Source organism: Spirillospora sp. NPDC048824 (assembly GCF_043198455.1).
Classification (GTDB): Bacteria; Actinomycetota; Actinomycetes; order Streptosporangiales; family Streptosporangiaceae; genus Spirillospora.
The window spans coordinates 214,730-240,218 of the sequence record NZ_JBICUS010000009.1; the positions used below are offsets into that span (position 1 = coordinate 214,730).

Annotated in this window: 28 protein-coding genes; 9 read left to right on the top strand and 19 right to left on the bottom strand. The window is 73.4% G+C overall.

Translation table 11 applies throughout. The features are described 5' to 3' along the window. The first annotated feature begins 5 nt into the window (after window positions 1-5). The 3 genes from ACGFIS_RS20145 (at window position 6) to ACGFIS_RS20155 (ending at window position 3,612) form a co-directional block, all read left to right on the top strand. Window positions 6-1,409 carry a serine/threonine-protein kinase gene (locus ACGFIS_RS20145; protein WP_392972077.1) on the top strand — a complete coding sequence of 468 codons (1,404 nt, stop codon included), beginning with the start codon at window positions 6-8 and terminating at the stop codon, window positions 1,407-1,409. An 89-nt stretch (window positions 1,410-1,498) separates the two neighbouring features. Next, window positions 1,499-2,746, top strand: a complete 1,248-nt coding sequence (locus ACGFIS_RS20150) for an AAA family ATPase (protein WP_392972079.1) — start codon at window positions 1,499-1,501, stop codon at window positions 2,744-2,746. 14 nt (window positions 2,747-2,760) lie between these two features. Continuing rightward, window positions 2,761-3,612, top strand: a complete 852-nt coding sequence (locus ACGFIS_RS20155; protein ID WP_392972081.1) for a hypothetical protein — start codon at window positions 2,761-2,763, stop codon at window positions 3,610-3,612. Between the two features lie 16 nt (window positions 3,613-3,628). Here the strand turns inward: ACGFIS_RS20155 and ACGFIS_RS20160 are convergent, their stop codons facing one another. Genes ACGFIS_RS20160 through ACGFIS_RS20200 form a run of 9 tightly spaced genes read right to left on the bottom strand, consistent with a single transcriptional unit; the run spans window position 3,629 to window position 11,002 of the window. Next, window positions 3,629-5,314 (bottom strand): Na(+)/H(+) antiporter subunit D, encoded by a 1,686-nt coding sequence (locus ACGFIS_RS20160; RefSeq protein ID WP_392972083.1) that lies wholly within the window; start codon window positions 5,312-5,314, stop codon window positions 3,629-3,631. Continuing rightward, window positions 5,304-5,573, bottom strand: coding sequence for a hypothetical protein (locus tag ACGFIS_RS20165; protein WP_392972085.1), 270 nt, complete (start codon window positions 5,571-5,573; stop codon window positions 5,304-5,306). Before ACGFIS_RS20165 ends, ACGFIS_RS20160 begins: the two co-directional genes overlap by 11 nt. Next, a complete protein-coding gene (locus tag ACGFIS_RS20170; RefSeq protein WP_392972087.1) occupies window positions 5,570-7,051 on the bottom strand; it encodes a proton-conducting transporter membrane subunit in 1,482 nt (493 codons plus the stop codon). Before ACGFIS_RS20170 ends, ACGFIS_RS20165 begins: the two co-directional genes overlap by 4 nt. Next, entirely contained in the window at window positions 7,048-8,523 is a 1,476-nt protein-coding gene (locus tag ACGFIS_RS20175) for a monovalent cation/H+ antiporter subunit D family protein (protein WP_392972089.1), read from the bottom strand. Before ACGFIS_RS20175 ends, ACGFIS_RS20170 begins: the two co-directional genes overlap by 4 nt. Beyond that, window positions 8,520-8,885 carry a cation:proton antiporter subunit C gene (locus ACGFIS_RS20180; RefSeq protein ID WP_392972091.1) on the bottom strand — a complete coding sequence of 122 codons (366 nt, stop codon included), beginning with the start codon at window positions 8,883-8,885 and terminating at the stop codon, window positions 8,520-8,522. The genes ACGFIS_RS20175 and ACGFIS_RS20180 overlap by 4 nt, the downstream gene beginning before the upstream one ends. Beyond that, entirely contained in the window at window positions 8,882-9,883 is a 1,002-nt protein-coding gene (locus ACGFIS_RS20185) for a DUF4040 domain-containing protein (RefSeq protein WP_392907842.1), read from the bottom strand. Before ACGFIS_RS20185 ends, ACGFIS_RS20180 begins: the two co-directional genes overlap by 4 nt. Further along, a complete protein-coding gene (mnhG, locus tag ACGFIS_RS20190; protein ID WP_392907839.1) occupies window positions 9,883-10,206 on the bottom strand; it encodes a monovalent cation/H(+) antiporter subunit G in 324 nt (107 codons plus the stop codon). The genes ACGFIS_RS20185 and mnhG overlap by 1 nt, the downstream gene beginning before the upstream one ends. Next, complete coding sequence (locus tag ACGFIS_RS20195; protein WP_392907837.1) at window positions 10,203-10,484, bottom strand: monovalent cation/H+ antiporter complex subunit F; 282 nt, start codon at window positions 10,482-10,484, stop codon at window positions 10,203-10,205. Before ACGFIS_RS20195 ends, mnhG begins: the two co-directional genes overlap by 4 nt. Further along, window positions 10,484-11,002, bottom strand: a complete 519-nt coding sequence (locus tag ACGFIS_RS20200) for a Na+/H+ antiporter subunit E (protein ID WP_392907835.1) — start codon at window positions 11,000-11,002, stop codon at window positions 10,484-10,486. The genes ACGFIS_RS20195 and ACGFIS_RS20200 overlap by 1 nt, the downstream gene beginning before the upstream one ends. A 215-nt stretch (window positions 11,003-11,217) precedes the next feature. On the opposite strand from ACGFIS_RS20200, the gene ACGFIS_RS20205 reads away from it, so the two are divergent. The 4 genes from ACGFIS_RS20205 (at window position 11,218) to ACGFIS_RS20220 (ending at window position 15,316) form a co-directional block, all read left to right on the top strand. Further along, window positions 11,218-11,946, top strand: a complete 729-nt coding sequence (locus tag ACGFIS_RS20205; protein WP_392907832.1) for a TetR/AcrR family transcriptional regulator — start codon at window positions 11,218-11,220, stop codon at window positions 11,944-11,946. 155 nt (window positions 11,947-12,101) lie between these two features. Then, window positions 12,102-13,067, top strand: a complete 966-nt coding sequence (locus tag ACGFIS_RS20210; RefSeq protein ID WP_392972093.1) for an ATP-binding cassette domain-containing protein — start codon at window positions 12,102-12,104, stop codon at window positions 13,065-13,067. After that, window positions 13,067-14,713, top strand: coding sequence for an ABC transporter permease (locus ACGFIS_RS20215; RefSeq protein ID WP_392972095.1), 1,647 nt, complete (start codon window positions 13,067-13,069; stop codon window positions 14,711-14,713). Before ACGFIS_RS20210 ends, ACGFIS_RS20215 begins: the two co-directional genes overlap by 1 nt. A gap of 57 nt (window positions 14,714-14,770) precedes the next feature. Beyond that, window positions 14,771-15,316 carry a DUF488 family protein gene (locus ACGFIS_RS20220; RefSeq protein ID WP_392907825.1) on the top strand — a complete coding sequence of 182 codons (546 nt, stop codon included), beginning with the start codon at window positions 14,771-14,773 and terminating at the stop codon, window positions 15,314-15,316. 39 nt (window positions 15,317-15,355) lie between these two features. Here ACGFIS_RS20220 and ACGFIS_RS20225 read toward each other — a convergent pair whose 3' ends face one another. The 7 genes from ACGFIS_RS20225 to mftA all read right to left on the bottom strand — a co-directional run bounded on the left by ACGFIS_RS20225 (window position 15,356) and on the right by mftA (window position 21,424). Further along, window positions 15,356-16,120: a crotonase/enoyl-CoA hydratase family protein gene (locus ACGFIS_RS20225; RefSeq protein ID WP_392907823.1), complete on the bottom strand. Its 765-nt coding sequence runs from the start codon at window positions 16,118-16,120 to the stop codon at window positions 15,356-15,358. A 45-nt stretch (window positions 16,121-16,165) separates the two neighbouring features. Beyond that, a complete protein-coding gene (gene mftF / locus ACGFIS_RS20230) occupies window positions 16,166-17,623 on the bottom strand; it encodes a mycofactocin biosynthesis glycosyltransferase MftF (protein ID WP_392972097.1) in 1,458 nt (485 codons plus the stop codon). Continuing rightward, window positions 17,620-18,441, bottom strand: a complete 822-nt coding sequence (gene mftE, locus ACGFIS_RS20235) for a mycofactocin biosynthesis peptidyl-dipeptidase MftE (protein ID WP_392972099.1) — start codon at window positions 18,439-18,441, stop codon at window positions 17,620-17,622. The genes mftF and mftE overlap by 4 nt, the downstream gene beginning before the upstream one ends. A 1-nt stretch (window position 18,442) precedes the next feature. Then, a complete protein-coding gene (mftD, locus tag ACGFIS_RS20240; RefSeq protein ID WP_392907814.1) occupies window positions 18,443-19,630 on the bottom strand; it encodes a pre-mycofactocin synthase MftD in 1,188 nt (395 codons plus the stop codon). A 103-nt stretch (window positions 19,631-19,733) separates the two neighbouring features. Continuing rightward, a complete protein-coding gene (gene mftC, locus ACGFIS_RS20245) occupies window positions 19,734-21,020 on the bottom strand; it encodes a mycofactocin radical SAM maturase (protein ID WP_392972101.1) in 1,287 nt (428 codons plus the stop codon). Then, entirely contained in the window at window positions 21,017-21,295 is a 279-nt protein-coding gene (mftB, locus tag ACGFIS_RS20250; protein ID WP_392907807.1) for a mycofactocin biosynthesis chaperone MftB, read from the bottom strand. The genes mftC and mftB overlap by 4 nt, the downstream gene beginning before the upstream one ends. 6 nt (window positions 21,296-21,301) lie before the next feature. Next, window positions 21,302-21,424, bottom strand: a complete 123-nt coding sequence (gene mftA, locus ACGFIS_RS20255; RefSeq protein ID WP_392907804.1) for a mycofactocin precursor MftA — start codon at window positions 21,422-21,424, stop codon at window positions 21,302-21,304. 67 nt (window positions 21,425-21,491) lie between these two features. On the opposite strand from mftA, the gene mftG reads away from it, so the two are divergent. Beyond that, window positions 21,492-23,030 carry a mycofactocin system GMC family oxidoreductase MftG gene (gene mftG / locus ACGFIS_RS20260; RefSeq protein ID WP_392972103.1) on the top strand — a complete coding sequence of 513 codons (1,539 nt, stop codon included), beginning with the start codon at window positions 21,492-21,494 and terminating at the stop codon, window positions 23,028-23,030. 36 nt (window positions 23,031-23,066) lie between these two features. Here mftG and mftR read toward each other — a convergent pair whose 3' ends face one another. The 3 genes from mftR to ACGFIS_RS20275 all read right to left on the bottom strand — a co-directional run bounded on the left by mftR (window position 23,067) and on the right by ACGFIS_RS20275 (window position 24,912). Next, the gene (gene mftR / locus ACGFIS_RS20265; RefSeq protein ID WP_392972105.1) at window positions 23,067-23,702 is read right to left on the bottom strand and encodes a mycofactocin system transcriptional regulator; all 636 of its coding nucleotides are present in this window, start codon (window positions 23,700-23,702) and stop codon (window positions 23,067-23,069) included. A gap of 108 nt (window positions 23,703-23,810) precedes the next feature. Next, window positions 23,811-24,176, bottom strand: a complete 366-nt coding sequence (locus tag ACGFIS_RS20270) for a metal-sulfur cluster assembly factor (protein WP_392907797.1) — start codon at window positions 24,174-24,176, stop codon at window positions 23,811-23,813. Continuing rightward, complete coding sequence (locus tag ACGFIS_RS20275; RefSeq protein ID WP_392907794.1) at window positions 24,169-24,912, bottom strand: helix-turn-helix transcriptional regulator; 744 nt, start codon at window positions 24,910-24,912, stop codon at window positions 24,169-24,171. The genes ACGFIS_RS20270 and ACGFIS_RS20275 overlap by 8 nt, the downstream gene beginning before the upstream one ends. 87 nt (window positions 24,913-24,999) lie before the next feature. On the opposite strand from ACGFIS_RS20275, the gene ACGFIS_RS20280 reads away from it, so the two are divergent. After that, complete coding sequence (locus tag ACGFIS_RS20280) at window positions 25,000-25,470, top strand: hemerythrin domain-containing protein (RefSeq protein ID WP_392907792.1); 471 nt, start codon at window positions 25,000-25,002, stop codon at window positions 25,468-25,470. Window positions 25,471-25,489 lie beyond the last annotated feature (19 nt).

A 25,489-nucleotide genomic window follows, 5' to 3' on the forward strand; every position in this document is an offset into this window, starting at 1 on the left:
ACCACGTGCGACCCCTTGAGCCGGACGACCCACGCTCGGTCGAGACCATGGGACGGCGGTACCGCGTCCTGGCGCGCATCGGGTCCGGCGGGATGGGCGTGGTGTATCTCGGCCGCTCCGCCGCCGGGCGGACCGTGGCGATCAAGATGGTGCATCCCGAGTTCGCCGCCGACCACGACTTCCGGGCCCGGTTCGAACGCGAGGCGAAGGTCGCGCGGTCGGTCGGCGGCGGCTTCACCGCCGCGGTGATCGACGCCGATCCGGGCGCGGAGGTCCCGTGGCTGGTGACCGAGTTCCTGCCGTCGGTGTCGCTGCGCGACGCCGTCCACACGTCCGGTCCGCTCGCGGCGGACGCGGTGTGGGCGCTGGCGGCGGGCGTGGCGGAGGCGCTCGTGTCGATCCACGGCGCCGGCGTCGTGCACCGCGACCTGAAACCCGCGAACGTCCTGCTGACCGCGGACGGCCCCCGCGTGATCGACTTCGGCATCGCCCGCGCGGTGGACTCCTCGTCCATCTCACGCCCGGGCGAGCAGGCGGGCTCCCCGGGGTTCATGTCGCCGGAGCAGGTGGCGGGGGTGACGGCCGGGCCGTCCGGCGACATCTTCTCGTTCGGGTCGACGCTGGCGTTCGCCTGCACGGGCCGGGAGCCGTTCGGTGAAGGCCCGTGGCACGCGAAGATGCTCCGCATCCAGTCCGAGCCGCCGCGGCTGGACGGGATCGCCGACGACGGCCTCCGCTCGCTGATCGAGTCGTGCATGGAACTCGACCCGGAGCGCCGCCCCACCGCCCGACGCCTGGTGGAGAACCTGTCGGGCCGGGGGGAGGGCGGCGTCCCCCTGCCGTCCGCCGTCGTGGCCGAGATCGACAGGCGCCGGACCGAGGCGGAGAACCCGCCGCCCGCCCCGCCGCCGCAGCCCGCCCCGGCCCCGCAGCCCGTCCCGCCGCCCTCCGGACCTGACCTGCGCCGCCGCGGTCCGGTGCTCGGCGCGGCGGGCGCGGCCGTCCTCCTCGCCGCCGTCGTGCTCCCGGTCGCCGGCTGGTACGCGTTCCGCGGGGACGGCGGCGCGTCGGCCGCCCCCGCGTCCACCGCGTCGGCCGCGCCCGCCTCGCCGTCGGCGTCGCCCACCTCGACGGCGACGCGGGCCGAGATCACCTTCTCCATCGAGGGCGACGGCAGGATCGGCTCGCTGACCTACATGGTGAACGGGAAGTCCACGAAGCTGGAGAAGGTCAAGCTGCCGTGGCGGAAGACGGTCCCGATGCCCGAATGGCCGCCGCGGATCTCGTGGAAGCTGACGTACCGCGCACCGGCGGGCGGGGCCTCCCACACGGTCGCCGTGGACGGGAACGTGATCATCGCCGGCCGGGGCAGCGCGGGCAGCGACATGGCCGCCGAAGGCCTGTTCTGACGCGAATCGCCACACGGGCGCCGGGACCCCTCCCGCAGGCCCAGCCCGTCCGGGAGGGGTCCCGCGCGGCCTGCACCAGGATTGCCGCCATGCGGGAGAGACTCAGGACGGAAGTCCACCAGATCGCGGGCGCCATCGCGTTCGAGACCGTGATGCGCTACGGCGACGCCCTCGCCAGATCGCCGCACGCCGAGCAGACCATGGAGACGACGGCGCGCCGCGTGGCCACCGAGGTCGCCGGCGCGATCGCCGACGAGCGCGTCGTTCAGGCCGACGAGGTCGTCCGGGCCGCCGCGACGGCGGCCGGGGACACGGCGGTCCGCGCCGCGCGGAAGGTCGCCGGGAAGACGGCCTCGGCGCTCGCGGCGGAGGCGGAGGCCAGGACGCTGAAGAAGGCGCACGAGGCGGTGGAGGAGGAACTGAAGGACGCGTGGGAGGCGCTGGAGGAGGCGCGGGAGGAGGTGACGCGGTCCGCCGCGCGGTTCGCCCGCGACGAGGCCGTCCGCGCGGTCGCCGAGACCGTCGCCGAGACGGTGCCGCCCGTCGTGGAGGTCAGGGTGGCGGGCGCCCCCGGCCCGGTCCGCGTCGGCGGCCACACCCACGCGGTGTTCCCGGACGTGGTGCTCGCGCTCGGCGCCGGCTGCCACGTGCTGCTCGTCGGACCGGCCGGCACCGGGAAGTCGATGATGGCGCAGCAGGCGGCGGAGGCGTTCGGGCAGGAGTTCCACGCCCTGTCCCTCGGGCCGACGACGCCGATGAGCAAGATCTTCGGCTACTACGACGCGCATGGCCGCTACCACGCGACGCCGTTCCGCCGCGCCTTCGAGGACGGCGGGCTGATGCTGCTCGACGAGCTGGACAGCGGCCACCCCGGCCTGCTGGCGGAGCTGAACCAGGCCCTGTCCATCGGGTCCTGCGCGTTCGCCGACGGCATGGTCGCCGCGCACCCGGACTTCCACCTGATCGCCACCGCGAACACCTACGGAACCGGCGGTGACCGGCGTTACGTGGGCCGCCAGGCGCTGGACGCGGCGACGCTCGACCGCTTCATCGTCATCGACGTGCCGGTCGATGAGGAACTGGAGGAGCGCATCGCGCTCGCGCACGCGCCCGACCGGCCCGACGAGGCCCGGCAGGTGATCGGGGAGGTGCGGCGACTGCGCGCCACGGCGGCCGAGAAGCGGCTGCCGGTGATGTTCTCGCCCCGGGCCAGCATCGACGCGGCCAAGTTGCTCCAGGGAGGCGCGAGCGTGGAGCAGGCCGTCACGTGGCGGGTGGTGCGGGGCATGTCGGCGGCCCACCGTTCGGCCCTGGGCATCGCCGAGGGCGGGACATGAGCGCAAGGAGGCCGGTGCCGGGGGACACCGCCCACGCGCTGGACCCCATGTGGTCCTGGCAGGAGTTCGTGGACCGGGCCCGCGCGCCGGACAGCATCCCCGACGGGAGCGGGCGGCACGATGAGGGCGCGTGGTCGGGCGCGTCGTGGGAGGAGGCGCTGCGGCTGGCCGAGGACGGGTGGACGACGGTGCTGCCCGGGGTGGACGCGGAGGTGGCCGAGCTGCGTGAGCGGGCCGCGGCCGATGTGCTGACGACGGCCCTGGCGCCCACCTGGGACGTGACCGGCAGCGAGGTGGACGTCGGCGCGTACTTGAGCGGCGAGCCGGAGTGCATGGTGGACGCGGTGCCGCAGCGGATGTCGGCCCGGGGCCGGGTGGTGACGTTCCTGGTTCCGGCCGGGTACGTCAACACCACCCCGCACTCGGCCGTGCGCCACCGGGGGGTGGCGCTGGCCGCGTTGTGCTCGTCGATCATCTCCGCGGGGCACAGCGTCGAGGTCTGGTCCGGCTTCTGCTCCTACGTCAGCGTGACGGAGCGGTTCGCCGGGGTGGCGCGGGTGGTCTCGGCGGCGGAGCCGCTGGACATGGGGCGGCTGATGTTCGTGATGGCGCATCCGGCCATGCTGCGCCGCCTCTGGTTCGCGGTCTGGGACGGCGGCCCGCGGCGCGCGGCACGCCGCATGTGCGATGAGAACTACGGGCACGCGTCGTACGCCTGCCTTCCGGAGGACCTTCCCGAGGGCGTCGAGGATCCGTACGTCCTGCCGTATCTGTCGCCGGCGGACCCGCAATGGGCGACCGCGGACGCCGCGCTGGGGTGGTGCCGGGAGACGTTCACCAGCCTGGGGCTGCTGCGGTCTTCGTGACGATCGGCCGACGGCGTCAGAGCAGGGAGATCAGGAGGATGAGGCCGAGGACCAGGGCGACCCACAGGACCATGACGTCGGTCGACCACGGCACTCCCAGCCACCCCCGCGCCCGGAAGGGGCGGGAGGCGGCGGTGGAGACACGGCCCCCGTGCCGCTGGAGGGGCTTGGTGACCTCGTTCCGCATGCGCGTCACGCCGTGCAGTCCCATGCGCCAGGCGCGCGGGAGCAGGCGGCGGTAGATGACGTCGGCGTCCAGGTTCACCGAGGGCAGCTCGGCCGGGTAGAGACCGGTCCGCATCAGCACCGTGAAGGCCAGCGAGGCGAGCAGCAGCAGTTGCACCTGGTTGACGACGTGCGGAGTGGTGTAGGCGGAGTAGTCCATGTCGTACGGGAGCAGGCCGTACAGCAGGTTCGGCGCCACCCCGATGGCGATGGAGCCCGCCGCCGCCAGGCCCATGGCGAGACGCATGTTCAGCGGCGCCTCGTCGACCCGGTGCCCCTGGTCGTGAGCGAAGAAGGCGAAGAACGGGATCTTGATCCCGGCATGGTGGAACACTCCGGCCGAGGCGAACAGCAGCAGGAGCCAGACGGCCGTGCGGTGCTCCTCCGCGACCGCCTCCATGATGATCGACTTGGTGGCGAACCCGGAGAACAGCGGGAAGGCCGAGATGGACGCGGCTCCGATGACGCACAGCACCATGGTCTGCGGCATCGATTTGTAGAGCCCGCCCAGTTCCGAGCCCTTGGTCGTCCCGGTGCGCAGCAGGACCGCGCCCATGCTCATGAACAGCAGGCCCTTGAACAGGATGTCGGCGAAGGCGTGCGCGGCGGCGCCGTTGACGCCGAGCGTGCCGCCGATCCCGACCGCGGCGACCATGAAACCGAGCTGGTTGATCATGCTGTACGCCAGCACCCGGCGCAGATCGTTCTCGATCACGGCGTAGAAGATCGGGAAGCACGCCATCACGACGCCGACCCACACCAGCGCCCCGGTGCCGGGGAAGCCGCGAGCCAGGACGTAGACGGCGAACTTGGTGGTGAACGCCGACAGCGCCACGGTGCCGACGACGGTGGCCTCCGGGTAGGTGTCCTGCAGCCAGGCGTGCAGGACGGGGAAGGCGCACTTGATCCCGACCGCGAGCAGGATCAGCAGGCCGCCGGGTTCGGTCGCGCCGATGAAGCCGAACTCCAGGCCGGCCCCGGACTGCACGTGCAGGACGATCCCGCCCAGCATCAGCAGCCCGGAGGCGACCTGCGCGACGAGGTAGCGCATCCCGGCCCGGTAGGCGCGTTCGGTGCGCCGCGCCCAGATCAGGAACACCGAGGACAGCCCGGCCAGCTCCCAGAACACGAACATCGTGATCAGGTCGCCGGCGAGCGCCCCGCCGACCGCGGACGAGGCGTAGACGGGGATCACGGCCTGCTGCATCCGGTCCCGCAGATGCAGGGCGTAGATCATCGAGATGAACGCCGCGACGAGGAACGCCGTCGCGAAGACCCGCGCGAGCGCATCCACCCGCAGCGGCTCCAGCCGGAGGCCGAGCATCCCGAAGCCGCCGTGGACGCCCTCGGGCAGCGTCCACAGCGCCGCCATCGCGGCGGCCGGGAGCAGCATCATCCAGACCGCGCGCACCCGGCCGGCCAGCAGCGGAATGGGCAGCGCGCCGGCGATGAGCAGCAGCGCCGGGTTAATCGTCATCGTCGGTCCGCTCCGGCCGCTCGTAGTAGTCCTCGCGGCGCATCAGCACCCGGCGCAGCTGCTTGGCGGCCAGCACCAGCATCACGCTGCCGGCGAACCCGTAGAGGGCGTAGAAGCCGAAGAGGTTCTCGAAGTCGAAGAACGGGTGCTTGGTGTAGAGCAGGTCGGCGAGGAACACCAGGGCGCACAGGATGTAGAGGCCGCGGACGACGCGGTCCACGTTGCGGGGCTCGTCCAGCCAACGATGATCGTCGTTCACGGTGACTCCAGGACCTCGTTGAGGGGGGCGATGACCGCATCGACTCCGATGAACAGGGCCGCGCAGGCCACGGCGGTGAGGACGAGGGGGAGCACCAGCGTCCACCGGGCCTCCCCGTCGCCCGGGCGGCCGGTCGGCGGGCGGAAGAACGCCCGCGCCGGGATCGGCATCAGGTACGCCAGCGACAGCAGCGACCCCGCCAGCAGGACCCCGAACATCACCGTCTGCCCGGCGTCGGCCGCGCCCAGCAGCAGCAGCCATTTGCTCCACACGCCGCCCAGCGGGGGCAGCCCGACGATGGACACCGCGGCGACCAGGAAGGCGCCGAACGTCCAGGGCATGGTGCGGCCGAGCCCGTCGAGTTCGCTGACCCTGGTCCGGTTCGTCGCGGTGTAGATCGCGCCCGCGCAGAAGAACAGCGTGATCTTGGCGGCGGCGTGGTTGGCGATGTGCAGCGCGCCGCCCGCGGCGGCGATGTCGTCGGCCAGCGTTGCGGCGAGGACGATGTAGGCGAGCTGGCTCACCGTCGAGTACGCCAGCCGTTCCTTGAGGTCGTCGCGCGTGACCGCGATCAGGCCCGCGCCCAGCAGCGTGACGGCCGCGACCCACATCATCGGCTCCGCGGCGCCGGTGACGTCGAGCGTGTCGATGCCGAAGACGTAGATCGACACCTTGAGGACGGTGAACACGCCCGCCTTGACCACCGCGACCGCGTGCAGCAGCGCCGACACCGGTGTGGGCGCCACCATGGCCCCGGGGAGCCATCGGTGGAAGGGGAACAGCGCGGCCTTCCCGATGCCGAACAGGTAGAGCGCGAACAGCACGGTCAGGGTGGCCGTCCCGGCCTTGCCGCCCAGGATCCCGCCGGGCACGAAGTCCGTGGTTCCGGCGAGGACGGCCGTCCAGACGATGGCCGGGAGCAGCAGGCCGATCGACGTGGTCAGCAGCAGCCCCAGGTAGACGCGTCCGGCGCGTTTGGCCTGTTCGTTGCCCGAGTGGATGACCAGCGGCCACGTCGACAGCGTCAGGACCTCGTACCCGATGAACAGCGTGGCCAGGTTCCCGGAGAACGCGATCCACAAGGTCGCCGCGATGGACAGGGCGAAGAAGAAGTAGAAGCGCGTCTGGTTGCGCTGGAGGTTGCCGCGCATGTAGCCGATCGCGTACAGGGTCGTCACCGGCCACAGCACCCCGGCGACGGACGCGAACAGCAGGCCGAGCGGTTCCAGGGTGAACACCAGCGAGATGCCCGGCAGCCACTCCCACAGGCGCAGGCGCAGCCCGTCGGCGACCGCCGGCCACAGTGACAGGACCATCGCCGCCGTCGCGACCGCGGCGATGAGCGAGGCCGCCTCGCGCAGGTTCGGCCGGCGCCGGAGGGCCATCACCGCGACGCCGCCCAGCAGCGGCACCGCCACCGCGGCCGGGAGGGCGAGCGCGGCGTCGGGGGACGTCCAGCCCGCTGACTGGGCGGTCATTCCGCGCCCCCCACCAGGACGGCGGCGGCGCCTTCGGCCAGGCTCATCGGCCAGTCGGGCGCGAACCCGAACACCAGGGACAGCAGGACGAGGGACCAGGTCGCGGCGGCCATGGACGGCGGCGGCTTCGCGATGGTCACGGGCTCGGCGGGCCGGCGGAACCAGCCGACCTCGATGACCCGCCCCACGTAGACCACCGAAAGCAGGGAACTGACGAGGACCGCCGCGAGGACCGCCCAGCGTCCGTCGTCGATGAGGGCCTCCGCGAGCACCCATTTGCTGACGAACCCGGCCGTCGGCGGCAGCCCGATGAGTCCGAGCCCGGCCAGCACGATCGCGGCGAACGTCCACGGCATGGCCCGGCCGAGCCCCGCCATCGCCGCCAGCCGCGCCGTGCCGAGCCGCAGCACCACGATGCCCGCCGCGGCGAACAGCGCGCCCTTGATGAGCGCGTGGTTGATGATGTGCAGGTACGCGGCGCTCACGCCGTCGGCGGTCGCGAGGCTGAAACCGGCGGCGATGTACCCCACCTGGGCGATGCTCGACCAGGCCAGCAGGTACTTGAAGTCCGACTGGAAGCACGCGACGGCGGACGCGACCAGCATCGCCAGGCACGCCAGCAGCAGCCCGACCTCGGTGACCGGCATCCTGCCGAAGACCAGCGCCGCCCCGAAGACGCCGAACGCGAGGCGCAGCAGCAGGTAGATCGCGACCTTGGTGTTGGTCGCCGACACGAACGCGGCGACGACCGACGGCGATTCGGCGTAGGCGTCCGGCAGCCAGGCGTGCAGGGGGAAGAGCGCCATCTTGATGGCCAGCCCCACGAACACGAAGATGACGGCGGCGGCCAGGGCGCGGTTGCCGTAGATCTCCGGCAGCCGCGCCGCCAGGTCGGCCATGTTGAGCGTGCCGGTCACGGCGTAGGCCAGCCCGATGCCGATCAGCACGAACGTGGCGCCGATCGTCCCCACGATGAGGTACTGGAGCGCGGCCAGGAGGGCGCGTCTGCGGCGTCCCATGGCGACCAGCGCGTACGACGACAGCGAGGTGATCTCCAGGAAGACGAAGGCGTTGAAGGCGTCGCCGGTGGCGGTGATGCCGAGCAGGCCCGTGAGGTTCAGGCAGAGGCAGGCGTAGAACAGCGGGGCCTTGGCGTCCTCGATCTCCGACGCGACGCTCCGCCGGCTGTAGACGGCGGCGGCGAGGCCGATCGCCGACACCAGGATCAGCACCGGGACGTTGGCCTTGTCGATCACGTACTCGATGCCCGCCGGCGGCCGCCATCCGCCCATGGCGTAGCGGAGCACCTCGCCCCTGGCGACGTGCCAGGCCATCACGGACGCGCAGGCCAGGGATGCCGCCGCGGCGGTCAGGAACAGCAGCCAGGCGGCCGTCCGGGAGCGCAGCAGCACGCACAGCGGGGCGCACAGCAGCGGGATCACGACCTGCAGCGCAGGCAGATGGGCCGTCACGAGGCCGGCCCGTCGTCGACGTCGTCCCGCTTGATGACCTCGTCCTCCTCGATGGTGCCGTAGGCCTCGTAGATCCGTATCGCGAGCGCGAGGCCCAGGGACGTGGTGGCGACGCCGACGACGATCGCGGTGAGGATCAGCACGTGCGGCAGCGGGTGGGAGTAGGTCTCGACGCCCTCCTCGATGATCGGCGCGGAGCCGCCCTCGACCTTGCCGAGGGCGATGTAGAACATGAACACGCCGATCTGGAAGAGGTTCAGGCCGATCAGCTTCTTCACCAGGTTGCCGTGGCTGATCACCGTGTACAGCCCGATGACCATCAGGATGAACACGAACCAGTAGATGTAGTGGCCCCCGGTCATCGGCGCGCCCCGCGTGCGGTGAAGCTGTAGAACACCGCGATCAGCACGGCCGCCACCGTGATCCCCACCCCGGTCTCGATGATCAGGATGCCGAGGTGCCGGCCCTCCGCCGGATGATCGGGTGTCAGGGTGCCGTAGTCGAGGAACGAGCCGCCCAGCAGCATGTTCGCGATGCCGAGACCGGCGTAGAGCAGGACGCCGACCGGTATCAGCCCCAGCATCACCGGCCACGGCAGGACGCGTTCGACGCTCCGGATGCCGAACACCAGGCCGTAGAGCACGAAGCCCGCCGCGAAGATCACACCGCCCTGGAACCCTCCGCCCGGCCCATAGTCCCCGTGGAAAAGGACGTAGCACGCGAAGATAAATATGAAGGGCATCAATATCTTGCTCGCCACCCGCAGGATGCGGTACTCGCTCATCACGACCGCGCGCGCCTCGTCGTGCTCGTCGTTCTCGCCGCGCCGCCGCGTCCGCATCAGCAGCAGCGGGACGGTGATGCCCGCGGTGAAGATCACGACCAGTTCGCCCAGCGTGTCGTAGCCGCGGTAGGACGCCAGCACGGCCGCGACCGTGTTCGGGATGCCGATGTCGTCCTGCGATTCGTGGAGATAGGTGTGGCCCACCGGATGGGTCTGGACGGGCGTGTCCGGATCGGCGAACGTGGGCAGGTCCTGGGCCGCGTACAGCAGCGTGGCGCCCAGCAGGACGGCCACCGCGCCGCCCGACCAGAGTTTGCGGCGGGGGGTGACCGCCTCCCGGGAGCGGGTCAGCGCCAGGGCGCCGAGGAACAGCACCGTGGTGATCCCGGTCCCGACGGCCGCCTCGGTGATGGCCACGTCCAGCGCGTCCAGGGACACGAAGAGGCTCGCCGACAGCAGGCCCGCCAGGGCGGTCAGCATGGTCGCCTCGTACAGCGCGCGCAGCCGGGTGACCGCGAGCGCCGTCGCCAGCAGCAGGGCGAACAGCGAGACGTTCATCAGCACCAGCAGGTCCATCAGTGCCGGTCCTCGCCTTCGGCCGGGAGCCGCTCGCCGTCCCGCCGCGCCGCCTGGGCGAGCGCGTGCGCGGCGGTCGGGCCCGTCAGCATCATGAACAGCAGGATCAGCACCAGCCGGACCGCGCTCTCCCAGTTCTCCGCCTGCAGGAGCAGGCCCGCGATCAGCAGGGCCGCTCCGGCGGTGTCGGTGAGGCTGCCGGCGTGCGTGCGGGTGTAGAAGTCCGGGAAGCGCAGCAGGCCGACGCCCCCGGAGACCACGAACACGCAGCCGGCCAGCACCAGCACGCCGCTCGCGACGTCGAGGAGCAGAGAGGCGCTCACCGCGCGTTCCCCTCGTCCGGTCCGGGCAGCAGTTCGTCGATGTGGGCCAGCCGCAGCACGGCGATGGTGGTCACGAAGTTGACCAGCGCGTAGAGCAGCGCGATCTCGAAGATGTACGGCCGCCCCGAGATGGCGCCGACCACCGCGATGAACAGGACGGTCTTCGTCCCGAACACGTTGATCGCCAGAACCCGGTTGTACAGCCTCGGTCCCAGGAACGCCCGGATGAGCGCCAGGGACATGGCGACGAGGAGGGCGACGACGGCCGCGATCAGCATCAGCCCGTCCCCAGGCCCTCGACCCGGGCCCGCATCGCACCGTCGCGCAGGTCGGAGATGCCCTCCCGCTGGATGCTGTGCACCTCGATGTCGTCATCGCGGAAGGAGACCGAGAGCGTCCCCGGCGTCAGGGTGATCGAGTTCGCGTAGACGACCTTCGACAGGTCCGGCAGGTCGGCCGCCGGCACCGTGCCTACGGCGGGACGGATCCTGCTCCGCGGCGACCACACCAGCCGCAGCACCGTCAGCGCCGACAGCACGATCTGCCCGCCCAGCCACAGCAGATAGCGCGGGAGGCGCGGCACGAGCCGCAGCGGAAGGCTTTCCTGATCGACGATCCGCATCCGCCAGACCACCCAGACCACCAGGACCACGGACGTTGCTCCGAGCGTCAGCAGCAGTGGTGTGTAGTGCCCGGATATCACCAGCCAGAAGGCCGCGAGCAGCGGCAGCAGCTTGAGCGCCGCGGCGCGGCGCCCGTCGTGACGGGCCTTGGGAGCGGCGGGCAAGCGCGTCATCGGTGCACTCCGAGAGAGTTCGGGCAGGACTTGCCGACCAGGCTTCCCGGCACACCAGTTCACGACACTAACGGGATTCAGCCCGGATGACCACACGGGCCCCATGTGTGCGCTGCCACATGGCCGGCCGGTTCGCCGCCCGGATCCGTCCCGGCGGGGCCGTGGACCATACGAACGTATTGCAGATTGAACGTTTGTATTGCATGCTGGGAGGCGTGGAAGGCCGGTCACGAGCGGACGAGGATCTGACCGCCCGCGCACGGATCCGCGAGGCGGCACTGAGGGTGTTCGCCGAGCGCGGTGTGAGCGGCGCGACGATCCGCGGGATCGCCGAGGCCGCCGGGGTGTCGGCCGGGCTGGTGCAGCACCACTTCGGGTCGAAGGAGGCGCTGCGCCGCGCGTGCGACGAGTACGCCATCGACGTCCTGACCAGCATGAAGTGGGACGCGCTCAAGGGCGGCTTCGCCACCCCCGGCTTCATGCCGAAGGCGCAGGCCGTGGGCCTGCCGGTCCAGCGCTACCTGGCGCGGGCCCTGGTGGACGGGTCGCCGGCGGCGGCGGAACTGTTCGACCAGGCGGTGGAGTTCTCCGAGGGCATGGTCGTGCTCGGCGCACCCGGCGTGTCCCCGGCGGAGACCTCGGATCCCCGCGCGTACGCGACGGTCCTGACCGCGATGATCTTCGGGGTGACCGTCCTGCACGAGCATCTGGCGCGGAACCTGGGCGCCGATCCGCTCACCCCGGACGGCCAGCCGCGCATGTCGCTGGCCATGCTGGACATCCTGAGCGACGACGTGATGAGCCCGGAACTGCTGGCGCAGAGCCGTGCCGCGATCGAGCGGATGCGCCCCCCCGCGCCGGACGGCGCGGCCGCCGACCGGGAGCTGCGCATCCCGACCTCGGACGCCGCCGCCCGCAAGACCGATTCGGACCCGCCCGCCTGATCCCGCCGGCCCGCTCCGCGACGAGTCGTCCGACTGCGCGGCCCGCGCGGCCGCCGCACGGCACCTCTTCCCTTCGCATTCCCTTCGCACGCCCTCATGCCGCCACGGCACAGGGCGGCCGCTCCCATTCCCTCACACCCTCACAAGGCGTAGCCATGTCCGAACAGACCACGTATCCCATCGAGGTGTCCGGCCTCGTCAAGACGTTCGGCCGGACCCGCGCGCTGGACGGGCTCGACCTGAGCGTCCGCGCCGGGGAGGTGCACGGGTTCCTCGGCCCGAACGGCGCGGGCAAGTCCACCGCCATCCGTATCCTGCTGGGCCTGCTGCGGGCCGACGCGGGCACGGCCCGGCTGCTGGGCGGCGACCCCTGGAAGGACGCGGTGCGGCTGCACCGCCGCATCGCCTACGTGCCCGGCGACGTCGACCTGTGGCCCAACCTCACCGGCGGGCAGGCCATCGACCTGCTGGCCCGGCTGCGCGGCGGGCTCGACCGGGCGCTCCGAGACGACCTGTGCGACCGGTTCGACCTGGACACCTCCAAGAAGGGGCGGACCTACTCCAAGGGCAACCGGCAGAAGGTCGCCCTGGTGTCCGCGCTGGCCTCCGACGCCGAGCTGCTGATCCTGGACGAGCCCACCGCGGGCCTGGACCCGCTGATGGAGGCGGTCTTCCAGCAGTGCATCCTCGAGGCGAAGGCGGCCGGGCGCACGGTGCTGCTGTCCAGCCACATCCTCGCCCAGGTCGAGACGCTGTGCGACCGGGTGAGCATCATCCGCCTCGGCAGGGTCGTCGAGAGCGGGGCGCTCGGCCGGATGCGGCACCTGACCCGCACGACGATCGAGGCCGAGACCGCGCGGCCGCCCGCCGGGCTGGACGGGCTGCCCGGCGTCCACGACGTCCGCGGCGAGGACGGGCGGGTGCGGTTCGACGTGGACGGCGAGCACCTGGGCGCGGCCGTCCAGCGGCTGGCGGAGTTCGGCATCCGCGGCCTGGTCAGCCGGCCGCCCACGCTGGAGCAGCTGTTCCTGCGCCACTACGGTGAGGAACCGGCCGACCACGGCCTGCCCTTCGAGCGGGCGGCGGACGTCGGCGCCGCGCGGGACGGGAGCGAGAGGTGATGGCCGCCGTCACCGAGGCTCCCGCCACGGCGGCCCCCCGCGGCGACGGCACCCTGACCGGCACGGGGACGCTGGTCCGGTTCATGCTGCGCCGCGACAGGATCCGCATTCCGGTGTGGATCCTCGCACTGACCCTGAGCACGCTGATGACGGCGTCGAACCTGCGGACCACCTACGCCACGGCGGAGGGCCGCCGGTCCCGCGCCGCGCTGGTGGACGGTCCGGCGGGCATCGCCTTCAGCGGCCCCGGATACGGCCTGGACGACTACACCTACGGCGCGATGCTGGCCAACGAGGTCCTCGGCTTCGTCGCGATCTTCGTGGCGCTGATGAGCGTGCTGCTGTTCACACGCCACACCAGGACCGAGGAGGAGGCCGGGCGCGCCGAGCTGGTCCGGGCCGGCGTCGTCGGACGGCACGCGCCCATCACCGCCGCGCTGATCGTGGTCGGCGGCGCCAACGTCGTCCTGGGCGCGCTCATGGCGCTCGCCCTGGGCGGCAGCGGCATCGAGACCGTGACGTGGCCGGGTTCGCTGCTGTTCGGCGCGTCGCTGACCGCCGTGGGGCTGTTCTTCACCGCCGTCGCGGCGTTCACCGCGCAGGTGACCGAGTACGGCCGCGGCGCCGCCGGCATGGCGGGCGCGGCGATCGGCGTCGCGTACGTGCTGCGGGCCGTCGGCGACATCGGCGACGGCGTGCTGTCGTGGCTGTCGCCGATCGGGTGGGCGCAGGCCACCAGGGTCTACGTCGATGACCGGTGGTGGCCGCCGGCCATCGCCGTGGTGGGGGCCGCCGCACTGCTGGCCGTGGCGTTCGCGGCGACCACGCGGCGCGACGTGGGCGCCGGACTGATGCCGCCGAGGCCCGGACCGCGCACGGCTTCACCGTTCCTGAGCACCCCGCTCGGGTCCGCGCTCCGGCTGCAACGCGCGAGCCTCCTCTGGTGGAGCGTGTCGATGGCCGCGCTCGGGGCCATGTACGGGGCGTTCGCCGGCGACGTGCAGGACGCGGTCGGCGGCAACGAGACCATCCAGGAGTGGATGCGGACCGTCCCCGGCTCCGGCATCACCGAGCGGTTCCTCGGCGTGATCACGGCCATGCTGGCGACGGTCTGCGGCGTCTACGCCGTCCTGGCGCTGCAGAAGCCGCGCGGCGAGGAGACCGCGGGCCGGGCCGAGCCGGTGCTGGCCGCCGCGGTGTCCCGGACGCGCTGGCTCGCCGCCCACCTGGTCGTCGCGCTGGCCGGCAGCGTCGTCGTCCTGCTGCTCAGCGGGCTGGGCGTCGGCGTCACCGCCGCGGTCTCGGCCGGCGACGCCGGGCTGCTGTACGCGATGCCGGGAGCCGCCCTGGCGTACGTGCCGGCCGTGTGGGTCACGGCGGGCGCGGCCGCGGCCCTGTTCGGGCTGGCGCCCCGGGCCGTCGGGCTGGCGTGGGCGGTGGTGGTGTACGCCGTCGTCGTCACCATGTTCGGCGGTCTGCTGCGGTTCCCCGGCTGGATGAACGACCTGTCCCCGTTCGGGCACGTGCCGCGGCTCCCCGGCGCCCAGATGAGCTGGCCGCCGCTGCTGATCCTCACGGCGATCACCGCCGCGCTCATCGCGGTGGGCCTGGCCGCGTTCCGCCGCCGCGACCTGACCCTGCGCTGAAGGCGTCCGCTGTGACCCTCCCCACGATCAGGGGAGGGTCCGCGGATCCGGGGAAGTGTGGACGAGGTGGAACCGCTGGTGACGTTCGGTCATGGCACCGCCGGGCGGGAGGAGCTGGCCCGCCTGCTGCGCGGCGCCGGGGTGCCGGCCGTGGTGGACGTGCGCACCGCGCCCGGCAGCCGGCGCAACCCCGACGTGCAGCGCACCGCCTTGGAGGAGTGGCTGCCCGCCGAGGGGATCGGCTACCGGTGGGAGAAGCGGCTCGGCGGCTTCCGCCGGGCCGAGCCCGACTCTCCCGACACGTTCTGGCGCAACGATTCCTTCCGCGGATACGCCGCGCACACCCGCGACCCCGGCTTCGTGGCCGCCATGGACGAGCTGCTGGACGAACTGGGGGACAAGGCGAGCGGGGCCCGCACGGCCGTCATGTGCAGCGAGTCGGTGTGGTGGCGCTGCCACCGCAGGCTCATCGCCGACTTCGCGGTGCTGGCACGCGGCAGGCCCGTCCTGCACCTCGCCCATGACGGCCGTCTGACCGAGCATCCGCCCACGCCCGGGGCGCGGCTGCGCGGCGACGGGCTGCTCGTCTATGACGGGGAGTGACGAGCCCGCCCGCCGCGCCCGTGCCGCCCGGTTCGCGCCTTACTCGCCGCGCCAGACGGGCGGGCGCTTCTCGGCGAAGGCGGTGGCGCCCTCGCGGGCGTCGTGGGAGGTGAAGATCGGGCGGATCAGCTCCTCCTGCCGGGTGAACGCCTCGCCGGCGGACCAGTCGGCGGACGCGACGATGATCTCCTTGGTGGTGGCGACGGCGAGCGGGGCGTTCGCGGCGATGCGGGCGGCCAGGTCGCGCGCGGCGTCCAGGGCCTTGCCGGACGGGGTGACCTCGACGACCAGTCCGTGCTTCTCGGCGTCGGCGGCGGTCATGAACTCGCCGGTGAGGGCGAGCTTCATCGCGACGGCGTAGGGGACGCGCTGGGGCAGCCGGATCAGCCCGCCCGCCCCGGCGACGAGACCGCGCTTGACCTCGGGGATGCCGAACTTGGCGTCCTCCGCCGCGATGATCAGGTCGCAGGCGAGGGCGACCTCGCAGCCGCCCGCCAGCGCGTAGCCCTCGACCGCCGCGATCACCGGCTTGCGCGGGGGACGCTGCGTGAGCCCGGCGAGGCCGCGCCCCGGGATGCTGACGTTCTCGCCGGCGACGAACGCCTTGAGGTCCATGCCGGAGCAGAAGGTCCCGCCGGCGCCGGTGATGACGGCGACGGTGAGGTCCTTGCGCGACTCGAACTCGTCCAGTGCGGCGGCGACGCCGTCGCTGACCGCGCGGTTCACGGCGTTGCGGGCCTCGGGCCGGTTGATGGTGATGACGGTGACCCCGTCCGCGTGCTCGACCAGCACCTCGTCTGACATGCCGCCCATGTTAACGATCGCCCGTTCCCGGCCGGTGATGCGGTCTCACCCCGGCCGGCGGCCGCGCCGGACGGCGTCCCGGACCGCACGGCCGAGGCGGAGCGCCGACGGAAGACGGACGTCCGGGAGCAGCGGAGCGGCCGAACGCGCGCGGGCGGCCGCGGCGGTGACCCCGGTCCCGTAGGCGACGTCCTCGGTGAGCCGCAGGACGGCGTAGCGGACGGGGTCGATGGAGGGACGCTGCCGAAGCCATTCCAGCGCGATGGGTGTGAGCATGGCCACGGCGGCGGTGCGGGCGAGCCGGCTGCGCGGGGACGCGGCCAGCGCGAGCAGCCCGGCGGGCCACCATTCGCGGCGCAGCGCGTGCCCGAGACCGGCGGCGTCGGCGACGACGCCCTTGCCGACGAGCGCGACGGCGAGGCTCCAGTCGGCGGGCAGCGGCGCCAGGCGCCTGGCCAGCAGCGCCGCCGAGACGCCCCCGCACGCGGCGGCGGCGCCGGGCCGTCCCCGCGCGAGCAGCCCGAGGACGGCGAGGTTCCACGGGGACGGGCGGGCGGGGGCGAGCCTGCCGGGGTGACGCAGGGCCAGGTCGGCGGCGGACGTGCCGTACTCGTGGCGCCGCCGTGCCCAGTCCGCCGGACGCAGCCGTCCCGTGTGGGTGACGTGGGCGGCGGGCTCGTAGCGGACGTTCCACCCGAGGTCGGACAGCCGCCAGACGAAGTCGACGTCCTCGCCCAGCCGCAGGTCCTCGTCGAACGCGTCGCCCTCCACCGCCGCCACGCGCACCAGCAGCGTCGCGGTGGGCACGAAGCCGAGCCTGCCCCCCGGCCGGACGAGCGCGGGCCGTGCCCCCATGTCCAGGGCGGACCGGGCGGCCTCGTAGCGGGCCAGCAGCGGGGAGCCGTGGCCGCCGCCGGGCAGCACCCGCGGGGCGACGGCGGCGACGCGGGGGTCGTCGAAGTGCGGGACAAGGGCGTCCAGCCAGCCGGCGCCGGGCCGGCAGTCGGAGTCCACGAACGCGGCGAGCGGTGTCCCGACGAGCCGCAGTCCGGTGTTGCGCGCGGCGGCGGGGCCCCGGTTGCGGGGGTGCCGGACCAGCCGCGCGCCGTGCGCGGCGGCCGCGCGGCGCAGCGGCTCGGGGTCCGGTGACCCGTCGTCCACGACGATCACCGGCACGTCCGCGATGGCCGCCAGGCACCGCTCCAGCTCGGCGGCGCGCCCGTACGCGGGGATGACGACCGTCACGCCGTGCGGGCCGGGACGCGGTGCCGGGACGGGGTGGGCCATGCCGAGGTCGAGGAGGCGGCGGGCCACCGCCCGCCCGGTGGGCGTGGCGTCGGCCAGGCCGCGCGTCCCGGCCCGGCGCAGCGCCGCCAGGTGCGGGCGGGCGGCGTCGGCCAGGCGCACCACCTTCCAAGGGGACCCGCCGGTGGCGACGCGCCCGCCCGACCAGAACGACGTCTCCCGGTCCAGCGCGACGGCGAAATCGGCCGGGAGCCTCATGCCCGCGCCTTCCCGCCGGGGTCGAGGAGGAGGCCGCGGCCGTCCACGCGCCCGGCGCCGATCCGGCGCACGACGGACGCCACGACGGCGTCCACGATTTCGCGGCCCCGCTCCCCGGACGCCCCCGCCGGGTCACCGAGCACACCGGACGGCGACACGGCCCGCACTCCCCGCGCGACCAGCTCGGGCATGATCTCGGTGATCGGACGGGTGTCGCCGGTGACGCCGCCGAAGGGCCGCACCAGGCCGGGAGCCAGGTAGAGCATCACGGACGTCTCGGTGACCCCGGCGTGCGCGTCGCCGCCGGGAACGCCGCAGCCGGCCCAGGCGGCGTCGTGCCCCTCGCGGCGCAACCGCGCCACGGCCGTGTCGAGCGTGGCGACGTTGCCGCCGTGCCCGTTGACGAGGACGACGCGCCCGGCCCACGCCGCGAGTGAGCGCACGGTCTCCACGATCACGGCGTGCAGCGCCTCATGCCCGATGGAGATCGTGCCGGGGAACCCGGCGTGCTCGCCGCTGGCGCCATAGGCGATCGCCGGCGCGACGAACACCGGCCCGTCCACCACCGGCCCGTCCACCACCGGCCCGTCCACCACCGGCCCGTCCACCACCGGCCCGTCCGCCACCGGCCGGGCCGGCTCCGCGCGCAGCGCATCGGCCGCCCGCTCGGCGACGGCCCGGGCGATCACCGTGTCGGTGGACAGCGGCAGATGCGGCCCGTGCTGCTCGGTCGACCCGAGCGGCACCAGGACCAGGGGCGCCGCCCCGGCGTCCGGCCAGGCCGCCTCCGCAAGATCACCGCCCCCGGTTCCCGTCACGTCAGTCCGCCGTGTCGCCGCCCAGCGTCAGGCGGAAGCCCGGCGGGACGACGAGGTCGTCGGGGGACAGCTCGTGGACGCCGGCGTGGCCCAGGCCGAGGACGGCGGAGTCGAGGCCGCTGCGCAGGATGTCCAAAACGTTCTCCACCCCGGCCTGCCCGTTGGCGGCCAGGCCCCACAGGTACGCGCGGCCGATCAGCACGGCCCGTGCGCCCAGCGCGAGCGCCTTGGCGACGTCTCCGCCGCGCCGCACGCCACCGTCCAGCAGCACCTCGACCTGGTCGCCGACGGCGTTCGCGATGGACGGCAGGACGCGGATCGTGGCGGGCGTGGTGTCCAGGTTGTTGCCGCCGTGGTTGGACACCGACAGGGCGGTGACGCCGGCGTCGACGGCCTTCCTGGCGTCGTCCACGCGGGTGACGCCCTTGAGCATGAACGGGCCGCCCCACTCCTTGCGCAGCCACGCCACGTCCTCCCAGGTGGGGGGCGGTGTCTGCATCCACTCGCCGTAGGCGCCGAAGAAGGTGGGGGCGGTTCCCTGCGGCGGCTTGAGGTTCGGCGTGGTGAGGTCGGGCAGGCGGCCCGTCCTGGCGAACTTCCACAGCCAGCCCGGGTGGGGCAGGACGCCCGGCGCCAGCTTCGCCATGGTCCTGACGTCGATCTTCTCCGGGATCATGGGGCTGCCCCAGTCCCGGCCGTGGGAGAACGACCAGTCGAGCGTGGCGATCAGCGCCTTGGCCCCGGCGTTCTTCGCGCGTTCCATGCGCTGGAGCATCGCGTCGCGGTCGCCGCTCCAGTACATCTGGAAGAAGACGTTGGGGTTGGCCTCCGCGACGTCCTCCACGGGTTTGCTCGCGAACGAGCTGAGGCCCATGATGACGCCCCGGTTGGCGGCGGCCCGCGCCACGGCGACCTCACCGTCGGGATGGACGGCCTGGACGCCGGTGGGGGAGATGAGCACGGGGAACGACGACTCCACCCCCATGACGGTGGTCGACAGGTCGCGCTCGGCCTTGTGCCCGACGACGCGCGGCGCGAAGCCGAGCTCGCCGAAGGCGCGGGTGTTGTCGCCGACCGTCCGGCCGCGCTCCGACCCGGCGACCAGCGCCCCGTAGACCATGTAGGGCAGCCGCCTCTTGGCCCGGCGCTGCGCCTCGGCCACGGTCTCGAACCACGGGTTCCTGAACATCGTGCTCCTGGATTTCGTTGATCTGGGGCGAGTCGCCCTTGTCGGCGGCCCCACAAGGGCGACGCGCCGCAGGTGGCGTGGGCAGGGCGCCGCCGGTGACCGGTCAGGGGATGCGCAGGTCGGCCAGGGGGTTCTCCTCGCAGGCGCTCACCGGCGGGCGGTCCGGGGGGCGGCTCGACAGCGTCACCGGGACCGGCCTCCGGCGGGGCGGCGCGGTGCGGTGCGAATGGTCGGCGCCCGGCCTGGGGATGCCCGACCGGTCCTCGGGACGCCCGGCCAGCAGCTTCTCGCCGTGCCCCTGGACGCATTCGGGGTCGGGGCCGTCCAGCGGGAGGCCGGTGAAGAACTTGGCGGCCATGCATCCGCCCTTGCACGTGTCGTAGAAGGCGCAGGAGGTGCACGCGCCGCCGTTCTGCGGCTCGCGCAGATCGCGGAACAGCTCCGACTCGCGCCAGACGCCGGTGAAGCCGCCCGGCCGCCGGATGTTGCCCGCGAGGAACTCGTCGTGGATCGCGAAGGGGCACGCGTACACGTCGCCGACCGGGTCGATCAGGCACACCACCCGTCCGGCGCCGCACAGGTTGAGCCCCGGGAGCGCCTGCCCGTAGGCGGACAGGTGGAAGAAGGAGTCGCCGGTCAGGACGCTGTCGCCGTGCGCGACGAGCCAGTCGTACAGCTCGCGCTGCTGCCCGCTCGTGGGGTGCAGCTCGTCCCACACGTCGGCGCCGCGGCCGGACGGGCGCAGCCGGGTCAGCCGGAGCTGGGCGCCGTGCTCGTCGGCGATCGCCTTGAACGCGTCCATCTGCGGGATGTTGTGCCGGGTGCACACGACGGAGAGCTTGAAGTTCTTCATGCCCGCGTCCGCGAGGTTGCGCATCGCGCGCAGGGCGGTGTCGTAGGAGCCGGGGCCGCGCAGCGCGTCGTTGACGTCGGCGGTCGCGCCGTCGAGGGAGATCTGGACGTCCACGTAGTCGTTGGCCGCGAGCCGCCGCGCGACCTCCGGGGTGATCCGGACGCCGTTGGTGGAGAACTTCACGCCGACGTGGTGCGCGGTGGCGTAGTCCAGCAGCTCCCAGAAGTCGGGCCGGACGGTCGGCTCACCGCCGCCGATGTTGACGTAGAAGACCTGCATGGCCTCCAGCTCGTCGATGACGGCCTTGGCCTCGGCGGTGCTCAGCTCGCGCGGGTCGCGGCGTCCCGAGCTGGACAGGCAGTGCGCGCAGGACAGGTTGCAGGCGTAGGTGAGTTCCCAGGTCAGGCAGATCGGCGAGTCGAGCCCGTACTCGAACAGGTCGACCAGCCGCGTCCCGGGCCCCGTGGTGGCTGACGCCGTGGTGGCTGACGCCGTGGTGGCGGGCCCCGTGGTTGCGGATCTCGTGGTGGCGGTCAAGAGGCGGTCCTTTCGACGAGCATCGAGGACCGGACGAGCGCGCCGAGGGCCGCGCGGTACCGGGCCAGGTCGGAGTCCGGGACGCCGGCGGCCGTGCAGGCGTCCCGGGCCGTGGGCGCGTCCTCGAGGGAGCGCACGACGTCCAGCAGGCGGCGGTCCTTGAGGAACGACAGCTTGCGGGTGCCGAAGTGGTAGAGGAGCGCGCCGAAGGGCTCGGGCCGCACCGAGACCTGCGGGTGCAGGTCCCAGGCGCGGTCGAGGTCGATGCCTGGCATGCCGGTCTAGTAGACGCCGCACATGCCGTCGATCGAGACCTCCTCGATGAGGGACTCGGCGACGTCGAACTCCTCGGCCGCGTCGTCGGCCTGGTCCGTGACCTGCGTCTCCGGGGCTGTGGTGTCCATGTGTCCTCCTTTGCCGGGCTTGGTCGGATACTAAATGCATCGAGTGCCAAAAAGATAGGGTCCGACCATGATCCGGCATGCCGACGTGCTCGTGATCGGGGCGGGAGGCAGCGGCGCCGCCCTGGCGGCCAGGCTCAGCGAAGACCCCGGCCGCGACGTCCTGGTCGCGGAGGCCGGGCCGGTCCCGCGCGCCCTGCCGGAGTTCCCGGCGGACCTGCTGGACGCCCGCCTCGTCCCGGGCGCCCGGCCGGGAAGCCCCGCCGTCCGGACGGTCCCGGCCCTCCTCACGTCCGGCCTGCCCTACATGGCGGCGCGGGGGCGCTTCCTCGGCGGTTCGACCACCGTGAACGGCGGCTACTTCATCCGGGCGCGGCGCGCCGACTTCGACCGCTGGTCCGCCGCGGCCGCCGACGACCTCTGGTCCTATGACCGGGTGCTGCCCCTGCTGCGCGCACTGGAGAGCGACCTCGACCACGGCGCCGCCCCGCCGCACGGCGACCGCGGCCCGATCCCCGTCCGCCGGACCGGACTGCGGCATCCCGCCGCCGCGGCGTTCCAGGCCGCGGCCCGCGAACTCCGGCATCCGGACGAGCCCGACAAGAACGCCCAGGGCGCGCCCGGCTTCGGCCCGGTGCCGTCGAACACGGTGGACGGCCGGCGCGTCAACACCGGGATCGCCTACCTCCTCGGCGCGGCGGCGCACCGCCCCAACCTCACCGTCCTCGGCGACTGCACCGCGCTGTCCGTGGTCGTCGGCCGGGGCAGGGCGACCGGCGTCGTGGCCGAGCACGGCGGCCGCCGGACGGTCCTGGAGGCGGGCGAGATCGTGCTGTGCGCGGGCGCCCTCGCCTCACCGCACCTGCTGCACCTGTCGGGCATCGGCCCCGCCGGCGACCTCGCGCGCGCCGGCATCCCGGTCGTCCACGACCTCCCCGCCGTGGGCGCGGCGCTCAGCGACCACCCGCAGGTCGCCGTGGAGTGGGTTCCCAGGCGGCCGATGCCCGAGCCGTCCGGCTCATGGCTCGGCGGCGCCCTGCACCTTCGGTCCACCGGCGGCGCCGAGGCGGGCGACCTGGAGATCCTCCAGTCCCTCGTGCCCGTCAGCGGGCTGGTCACCGGGACGACCACGGTCCCCGGCGCGCCGCTGCCCTTCCTCGTGTCGGTGCTGGCCCCGCGCACCGCCGGCGGGCTGCGCACGGTCTCGGCCGACCCCGGCGTCCCGCCGCACATCGAGTACGGGTACCTGGAGACGGGCGCCGACCGGCGCCGGATGCGCGAGGCGGTGCGCGCGGCCGCGGCCGTGGCGGCGACGGACGCCTTCGGCGAGGTCTCCCGGAGCCTGGCCGAGCCCGCCGCCGGGACTCTGGACGACGACCGCGAGCTGGACCGCTGGATACGCGCCCGGCTCGGCACGTCCCAGCACACCTGCGGCACCGTCCCGATGGGACCGGCCGCCGCCGTCGACGGCCACGGCAGGGTCCACGGGCTGGACGGACTCCGCGTCGCCGACACCTCGATCCTCCCGACGGCCCCGCTGCGCGGCCCGGCCGCCACGGCCGTCCTCATCGGCGAGGTCATCGCCCAGGCCATCCGCAGCGAGCGCTGAAGTCAGGACCCGCGCCGAGTCAGGACCCGCGCCGAGTCAGGACGAGGGCGGGGCCCCGCCGTCGTCCAGCACCGCGGCCAGGCCGGTGCCCAGGTGGCGGATGGCCTCGTCCAGCAGGCCGGACAGCGCCGTCCGCCCCTCGCACGCCAGCCAGTGCTCGTAGGCGGAGACGGCGGCGGCGAGGACGAGGTGGCCGGTGAGGCGGGGGACCGGCGCCGACGCCGGGACGCCGGTGCGCTCCGCCACGAACTCGGTGATGACCGTCCGCCAGGACGCGTACCGCAGGGTGGCGTCCGCCTGGAGGGTCGGCACCCGGAGGATCAGTTCCATGCGCTGCCGGTGCCAGGGCACCTCCTGCGGGTCGAACCGGTTGAACTCGACGACGGCGCGGCGCACCGCGTCCATCATCGGCGCGTCCGGATCGGCGTCGTCCAGCAGTCCGCGCAGCCTGCGCAGCTGACCCTCGAAATCGCCCCACACCAGGTCGTTCTTGGACGAGAAGTAGCGGAAGAACGTCCGCCGCGCGATTCCCGCCGCGGCCGCGATGTCGTCCACCGTGGTCTTGTCGAACCCCTGCCGGGCGAACAGTTCGAAGGCCAGCCGCTCCAGGGCGGCCGGCGAGGTCGCGCGCGGCCTGCCCATCGCCCGGCGGCCACCGGCATCCAAGGTCACGCGCACCAGGCTCCCACGATCCGCGCCGCCCCCGCGCCGGGACCGCGCGCCGCCCTCGCGCCGGGATCGCGCGCCGCCGCCGGGCCGGGAGGGCGCCGCGCGCCCGGGTCAGCGCCAGCCGAGGGCGTGCTTGGCGGCGTCGGTCATCATGTCCGGCTCCCAGACCGGTTCCCACACGAACTCTGTGTCGACGTCGTCCACGCCCGGGGTGCCCCAGAGGGCGGAGCGGATGGTGTCCTCGAAGTAGCCGCTGAGCGGGCAGGCGGGGGTGGTCATGGTCATCCGCACCCGCGCCACCCGGTCGGTCACCTCCACGCCGTAGACGAGGCCGAGGTCGACGATGTTGACGCCGAGTTCCGGGTCGATGACCTCGTACAGCATCTCGCGGAGCAGTTGCGCGTCGGCGTCGCCGCCGAGCCAGGACGCCACCGGCGGGCTTTCCGCCGCCGGGTCTGCGGTGCCGCGCTCAGTCATGGGTGCATGTCCTTCCTTCGGCGGGCTCCGGTTCGATGTGGGCCCGGCAGGTGTGGGGGGTGACGAACGGCTCCAGCCGCGCCGCGCTCTCGGGCGCCCCGAGTTCGGCGAGGGCGCCCTGCATGAGCCCGAGGTGCACCGCGCAGGTCACGTCCGGGTGGTGCTCGGCGACCTCGCGGAACGGGCAGGCGCGCAGTGTGATCCCGGTGCCCGCGGGGTCCGGTTCGGGGGCGAAGCCGAGGTCGGCGAGCAGCGCCGTGACCCGTCCGGCCGCCTGCTGCGGGGTGAGCCGGGTGAAGGGCGCCGGTCTGCCGATCAGGTAGCCGCCCCAGGCGCGGCCGGCCCGTCCGGCGGCGTCCGCGGGGTCGGGGCTGGCGTCGGCGAGGTGGCCGGCGAGGATGTCGGCGAGCAGCCGGTATCCGCCCCCGGGTTCGCCGCCGCCCTGCGGGGGGACGGGGGCGTCGGGCCGCGCCGTGTAGAGCAGCCGGGGCCTGCCGGGGCGGTGCCTGATCTCTGTGGTGCGCGTGACCTGGCCCGCCTCGGTCAGCTGGTCGAGATGCCATCGGACGGTGTTGCGGTGCAGCCCGACCCGGGCGGCCACGTCGGCCACGGGGAGCGGGACCCGCGCGGACCGCAGGGCGTCCAGCACCGCGCCGCGGCTGACCCCGCCCAGCACCGCGCGGCGGCCGTCCGGGTCGGCGGCGGTCGTTCGGCGCGCTGGCTGGTTGGTCCGCACGCTTTACATTTTCACCGAGAGTTCTTATAAAAACAAGAGCTGCCTGTTTAAAAGCCGTATCGTGGTGGTGCGACAAGGAGGGGACACATGGGGAGTGAGGCACTGTCCGCGGCGCTGGAGCGCGAGCACCGCGAGATCGACGAGGGAATCGAGTCCTTCGCCGCCATGGCGGAGGGCAGGGCGGACACGACGCCGCTGAAGCGCGCGATGGAGGGGCTGCGCCGCCACATCTACCTCGAAGAGGAGTTCCTGTTCCCGCCGTTGCGGGCGGCGGGCCTGATGGCACCGGTCTTCGTCATGCTCCGCGAGCACGGCGAGATCTGGCGGACGATGGACGCCCTGGACGCCGCGGTCGCCCGCAACCTGGCGGACCGCCGGGTGCGGGAGCTGTGCACCGAGCTGCTGGAGCGGTTGGACCGGCACAACTCCAAGGAGGAGCCGATCCTCTACCCGCAGGCCGACTCGGTGCTGACACCCGAGGCGACCGGCCGTCTCCGGGAATTCCTCGCGTCGGGCCGGCTTCCCGACGGCTGGGTGTGCCGGCAGATGGAGGCCTGACCCGCCGCCCGCGTCAGGT